The organism is Psychromonas ossibalaenae ATCC BAA-1528 (assembly GCF_000381745.1).
Classification (GTDB): domain Bacteria; phylum Pseudomonadota; class Gammaproteobacteria; order Enterobacterales; family Psychromonadaceae; genus Psychromonas; species Psychromonas ossibalaenae.
In genome coordinates this window covers 1-5941 of sequence record NZ_KB907060.1, presented here as the reverse complement: position 1 = coordinate 5941, position 5941 = coordinate 1, and the positions used below count along the sequence as shown (strand labels likewise).

At 38.8% G+C, this 5941-nt stretch carries 5 protein-coding genes; all 5 read left to right on the top strand.

Features of this window, described 5'->3' with window-relative positions; translation table 11 throughout:
• Positions 1 to 519: 519 nt before the first annotated feature.
• The 5 genes from G327_RS0123520 (at position 520) to G327_RS0123500 (ending at position 4612) form a co-directional block, all read left to right on the top strand.
• Positions 520 to 951 (top strand): hypothetical protein, encoded by a 432-nt coding sequence (locus tag G327_RS0123520; RefSeq protein ID WP_019617257.1) that lies wholly within the window; start codon positions 520 to 522, stop codon positions 949 to 951.
• A gap of 182 nt (positions 952 to 1133) precedes the next feature.
• The gene (locus G327_RS0123515; RefSeq protein ID WP_019617256.1) at positions 1134 to 1367 is read left to right on the top strand and encodes a hypothetical protein; all 234 of its coding nucleotides are present in this window, start codon (positions 1134 to 1136) and stop codon (positions 1365 to 1367) included.
• A 231-nt stretch (positions 1368 to 1598) separates the two neighbouring features.
• Complete coding sequence (locus tag G327_RS0123510; protein WP_083938640.1) at positions 1599 to 2447, top strand: DNA polymerase; 849 nt, start codon at positions 1599 to 1601, stop codon at positions 2445 to 2447.
• Positions 2448 to 2452: 5 nt separating this feature from the next.
• A complete protein-coding gene (locus G327_RS0123505) occupies positions 2453 to 3922 on the top strand; it encodes a hypothetical protein (RefSeq protein ID WP_019617254.1) in 1470 nt (489 codons plus the stop codon).
• A gap of 102 nt (positions 3923 to 4024) precedes the next feature.
• A complete protein-coding gene (locus G327_RS0123500) occupies positions 4025 to 4612 on the top strand; it encodes a hypothetical protein (protein ID WP_019617253.1) in 588 nt (195 codons plus the stop codon).
• The last annotated feature ends 1329 nt before the right edge of the window (positions 4613 to 5941 follow it).

The window sequence follows — 5941 nt, the reverse complement described above, 5'->3', positions numbered from 1 at the left end:
GGGGACCTGACGATTATGAGTTTTAGCCGAGTCACCTATTCTTAGCAATGTTAATAGCCTAATTTCCCCTCAGTAATTCATAAACTGATACCCGCGTTGACGTTGACGACAGATTTAGAGCCGACGACGCCGTCACGGGTTAGGGGGAAATTTTGCTGGGGTGAGCTGGGGTTACCGGAGAATTACCGGAGTTTTGTATGTTTTTTGTTCACAAAGCGAAGCAGGACAAAAATAATTTTAATTTTATTAAATATCTTTACCTCTAGCGCACTCTTGCTAAGCGTTAAAACAAGTTTTAACGGGAGGATTTAGATCTGCTTTTAGAACATGCACGAGAAGAGAAAACCATTCTTAAAACACTTTTTAACGTGTAGTCCCCCCCTTGAAGTCACTAATAAAAATACTGCAAAATCCCTTTCTAATCAATGGCTTGAAGTTGTTCTGGTCTGTTGTATTATATGTTTAAACGTCGTTAAATGTATAAATTTAATTTATTTGTTGATTAAAAAGGAAACCAAAATGAATGCTTATGAAAAGTTAAAATCAAGCCGTATGGACTTTAAAAAAATGGCCGAAGATAAATGTCCCAAACAGTATGAATATACTAAACACCCTCAAAATGGCATGCCCTTCATTGCCCGGGTAGATGTATTTGAAGCTGCAATTGTATTTAAGAAATTTAAAGATACGAGCTATTCGGTGGCTCATATTTTAGATGAGAAGATACTTCCATACCTTAATGTAAAGGACTTCTGTTTGTGCAGCATCAGCGTTATCAAAACAGAAGAAGAAAAACTGCATGTTGCTATTACGAAAATAGATAGTAAAAGTCCATGGACTATTTCTAGAAAAGAATCATTGTTCCAAGCAGAAGAAGGCACTGTAGTGAGCAACCGTGATACCGTGATACCGAAAACCAGTTATATGAAACTCATACTTCGAATGATGTAAGCATCCCACCCATTACTGACGATGACAATGAAAATATTATCAATAAGACTTTTGGTAGCCACTACATTGATTCTCTTGGCCACCCTGCGCTCGTCGGATTGTTAAAAAATAGCACCGCTACTGTCGTCGTCGACGAACCTGAAATTGAGCTAATCGACGCCACCGACGCGACAGTGACTAATTTGCCAAAATCAGGTTCTTTAGAAGAACTAACTCAGGGTACAGATGTTGATGCTGAGTTTAACCTTGAAAATGAAATCGATGAGTTAGAGCTTGATGAATTAGATCTTGATTTAAAAGATGTTGATTTGAATAACGATACTAATCATAAAACCACAGAGCAAGAGTTTGATGAGTTAGATGTGGACGGGGAAATTTCAATGGATGACATCAACATTGATGAACAAGCCGTATGAATTTCATCAGCTAAATACTGTATTGAAGGGAAGGCAAATAGTTACGTACTAGGTAAGCAGCTAGATACCAGCCTAGCGCGTAAAACCATTCCAATAGAAATTGTTCAGCGAGTGTCAGCATTAGGGGAAACAATCCCTCTTGCTGTGCTAGCAACCATTAACCGGTATTTAAAACATCTAAACAACCGTGCTGACATTCGTATTGACGTTGAATACCTCAATCGAAAAATAATGCGGTATAGCAAGAAAAAATCAAGAAGGAACAAAGTGTTAATGAGTCAGTTAGAGCGCTTTAAAGCAACTCTGACTCATGATAATGACGGTGATAGGCATCGTCCAGTTGTTAACATCTTTGGCGCTAAAACAGGTCGAGATACAACATCAGGCAATGCGCTAAACCTGATACCTAAGCACCACTGGAAAGGCTTGTTGAGTCCGCTTAAAGGGTATTGCTATGTGCTTTTAGATTACGAGCAGCAGGAGCCCATGATAGTCGCTCAGAAAGCAAACTGTACGACTTTAGTTAACCTTTACGAACAAGGCGACATCTATGAATTACTAATTAAGACAACGACCAATGATGAACTTAAGCGATCTGAATTAAAAAAACTAATGTTAATGCATCTCTACGGAGCGGGCATAAAGCGTATAGCCCAAGAGCTATCTCAACCTGAATCAAGCGTAGTGAAATGGCTACTGGTACTCAAGAAGATCATCAGCCCTATTGATTACTACCTCGATGGTGAGGCCTTTAAAGCAAAACGTAAAGGAGAGATACGCTCACTAGATTGGCGAATGGGAATAACCCAAGAAATTAAAACGCTAACAATACGCAACTGGCCCATACAGGCTACAGGCGCGGACATAATGAGGCGAGCTTGCTTCAACTTAGACATGGTCAAGCTCCCCGTACTACTGACTAACCATGATTCATTCTTGGTGCAGTTAGAAAAAGATAAATTCGACCATCAACTTCGACAAGCAAAACAGGCGTTAACCGACGCCAGCGCCAAGGTCTTAGATGGATTTCAGTTAAAAGTGAAGGTGGAAATGAAACTGCCTTCAAAAGAGAAGAGATAAATACAATGAGTAAAGAAAATTCCGTATCGATGAATGACATTATTGAACAATTTAAACCAGAATATCTTCGTGTTGATGACAAGGGCGGGGCGTATGTACTTGTTGAAAAAGGTGCATCAATTGAAGCTATTAAGATTAATATTAAAAATACCAAATTTAAACAGTTGCTACGAAAGTTAGCCAGAAAGTTAGGTGTTAGCCTTAAAAAATCGGATATTGAGGAACTCGTTGAAGAGATAGAGAGTCGAGCTTGGGAGCATGAAGAAACACCAATCTCAATTCAAATTCGCAATGCATTATCATTAGATAAGCAATCGATAATAATTGATCTTTGCAATGCAAAAGGTGAGTTGATTGAATTGTCTGCTGGTGGTGTGGAAGTGTTAGATAAGCCAAATGCTAATACAGAATCCGCTGTTTTCTATCGTCCAGAATGTACGAAGCCAATGATTGAGCCTGAATTTACAGATATTAAAAGTGGTCTCAAAAAACTTCATCCATTCATCAACACAGACCAGACGACGTTCTTTCAGTTAGTCGGTTATATGACATATCTAATTGCCCACCCTAAAGCTTGTGGTGTGCCTTACCCTATTTTACTCATTCAAGGTGAGAAGGGGTCAGGTAAAAGTTTTTTCTCAAATAATATCATCCGTCCATTATTAGATCCGAGTAGCCTTGATGGGCTACGCATGCCTAAACGTGAACAAGACTTTGCTATTCAGGTAAACAGTATGTTCTTAGCGGTATATGACAATCTACGTAAGCTCACCAAAGATCAGAGTGACATGCTTTGTACAACCTCCACGAAGGGGAATACAGCAGGTCGAACACTTTACACTGATGATGGCTTAACTGCGTTGTTATTACATGCTCCTCTAGTTCTTAATGGTATCCATCATTTTGTTACTGAGTCTGATTTAGCCTCACGTTGTTTCAAAGTCGCTCTCGTTCCTATGGCTGAGAATGAGCGTAAACCTGAGGGCCAATTAAAGCTGGAATTAGAAGCTGCATTACCTGAAATATTTGGCTCTTTGTTGACGTTGGCGTCGAAGGCATTAATTCAAGAAAAAACAGTTAAGGCGGAATATCCTGCACGTATGATGGACTTTTCTCGATGGTTAGCTGCCGTCGAAAAAGTGCTTGGATTAGGCGAAGGCAAGCTTCAAAAAGCATATCTAGCCAATGTTAAAAGCATCATGGCATCAGGCACTGAAGATGACAGCTTGACAGTAGCAATGCAGAAGCTAATCAAATCAGCAGCAAACGACAAGATTTGGAAGGCAACACCATCACGCTTGCTAGAAACATTGCAACAGCACGAGAACTCTATGTTCCTGCCGAGAGGAGCTGCAGCACTGACGAGTAAGCTTAAGGCACAAGAAAGTAGTCTGAATGCTAATGGTATCTACTTCAAGATTGGTCGTGATACTGAACGTTACGTGATGGTGTCTGGTAAGCCTCTCGCCGCGTAACTCTAATCGAAATACACCCCCCGTACTGACGTTTTGTTTAAGGCGTCAGTGCGCTATAAACGCAAATTAAACGACCAATTAATCAAAAAATAAGGAATTATTATGTTAACTAACGTGAATCAAAATACTAAAAATAAGCAACAGCCGATGTTTGACACTAACCAACTTGCAGATTCAGTTATATCAGCTGGTATTATTAATGACATTACTTCTATCGGAGAGGAGGGGGTAGACTGTACACCACTATATTTCTCTGATGGTGGTACAGGATTATTCATCAATACGGGTAAAGGTTTTTTTCTTGAATATGAATCTGAATATGGAGATGCTATCGTTGGAATTCACGATGTGATGGATCATATCGATGTATATGCAAAGCAATTAAGTGGCACTATATTTGAAATATCCACATTGGTCAGGCGCTTAGATGTTGAGGATGAAGACTTTAGCTGTGTTTTTGATTTGTCTACATCAAAAAGTATTCCTCAGTCAATATATGATGCTTACGCCTATCTAAAGTCTAATTCCAAGTTATCAAAGGAAGCATTACTTGAACTTTTTGGTGCAGCTACCTGCGCTATTTGTTGTCGAGGTATCCCTTTTTACTTTGAAGAAGCTGGTATTACTGATTACTACTTTGATGCGTCAGAAGCTTTGTCCTATGATTTAAAAAATAATCTATCTTCTTAGGAATTGGTGCTAGCCACTGAATTTTAATGATACTAATCGAAGCCCACTCTTAACGGAGTGGGCTTTTTTTTGCTTTTTTGTTGGTGGTGGCGGCGGTTGATTAAGTGACAGTCGACGACAATAGGGGGGAAGTTAGCGGGTTTTAGTGCTGGCTGTTTCGCTTCAGGGGAGAAAACGAGTAGCAACTCAATGAAGATAACCACTTTCAGCTCTCTTATTGTGTAGACTTGTCCGACGTGTTGAAAAATCATGAATGCATTATTTAGTGCATTACCCCTAGAACTATAACCAAAAGATTAATTTAAGGTCATTTTTTGTTCTTTTTGTGTTTTTTTGAATGAAAATATGGTGGGTGAGTTTTTTACAAAAAAGCCTTGCAATTTACAATAAACCTAGAAGACATAAATGGCGATGTTAGTTAGCACTAACTGTAACTATTGCAGGCAAACTTACCCACAATTTCATCCACTTAAAGCCCTAAATTTATCACTTGAAAAAAAGTTTAAAAGCTTTATCTTGTGCCATGTTAGATGATTGACACACAATATGTTGTGTTTGAAGTTGAACCGTGTAGTTATTTGAAATAACGAAAAGGAGGTAAGTATGATTAATTACATTTAAGAAAAAAGGTATCCGAAAGGGATACCAATCTTATTACGCTTGCCGTGTGAAGGTACGCCAATACCTAAAATAGTAAACGAACGTGTTGTTTCAATCGCGATTCTATCTATTTATGCACGGCTAAGTCAATCAATAATAATTCTAAGAAGAGGTCATTTATGACTGATAGAGGTTTGATTTGCTCATTTCAATTACAAGATAAACCTTGTAATTGTTGTCGTACAGGTCCGCAGTTATGTTTGTGGTGCCCTAACTTTAACGCAAAAAATAAAATAGGTGGAAATTGCTAATGAATAATAATAATGGTTCCTACATTAAAGATGGCTACGTGTATTGCACACGGTTTAAGCACTGGCGCAGTGGTAAATATGTTTACCCTAAGACAGCTAAATGTTTTAAATTTAAAATAGGTGGCTAGGAAACTGTTAAAGGCTTATGTGCAATCATAAGCCTTTATTCCTAAATGACTTTAAACAACGTTATTTTGTTCTTCTATATTGAAGTAATCTTTTCGCTTTGATCGTTCTTTGGATGTAACCCCAGCTCACCCCAGCAAAATTTCCCCCTAACCCGTGACGGCGTCGTCGGCTCTAAATCTGTCGTCAACGTCAACGCGGGTATCAGTTTATGAATTACTGAGGGGAAATTAGGCTATTAACATTGCTAAGAATAGGTGACTCGGCTAAAACTCATAATCGTCAGGTCCCC

Coding starts and splice junctions, on each gene's coding strand:
- G327_RS0123510 (WP_083938640.1), top strand. CDS start 1,599: ATGCGGTATAGCAAGAAAAAATCAAGAAGGAACAAAGTGTTAATGAGT.
- G327_RS0123505 (WP_019617254.1), top strand. CDS start 2,453: ATGAGTAAAGAAAATTCCGTATCGATGAATGACATTATTGAACAATTT.
- G327_RS0123500 (WP_019617253.1), top strand. CDS start 4,025: ATGTTAACTAACGTGAATCAAAATACTAAAAATAAGCAACAGCCGATG.
- G327_RS0123520 (WP_019617257.1), top strand. CDS start 520: ATGAATGCTTATGAAAAGTTAAAATCAAGCCGTATGGACTTTAAAAAA.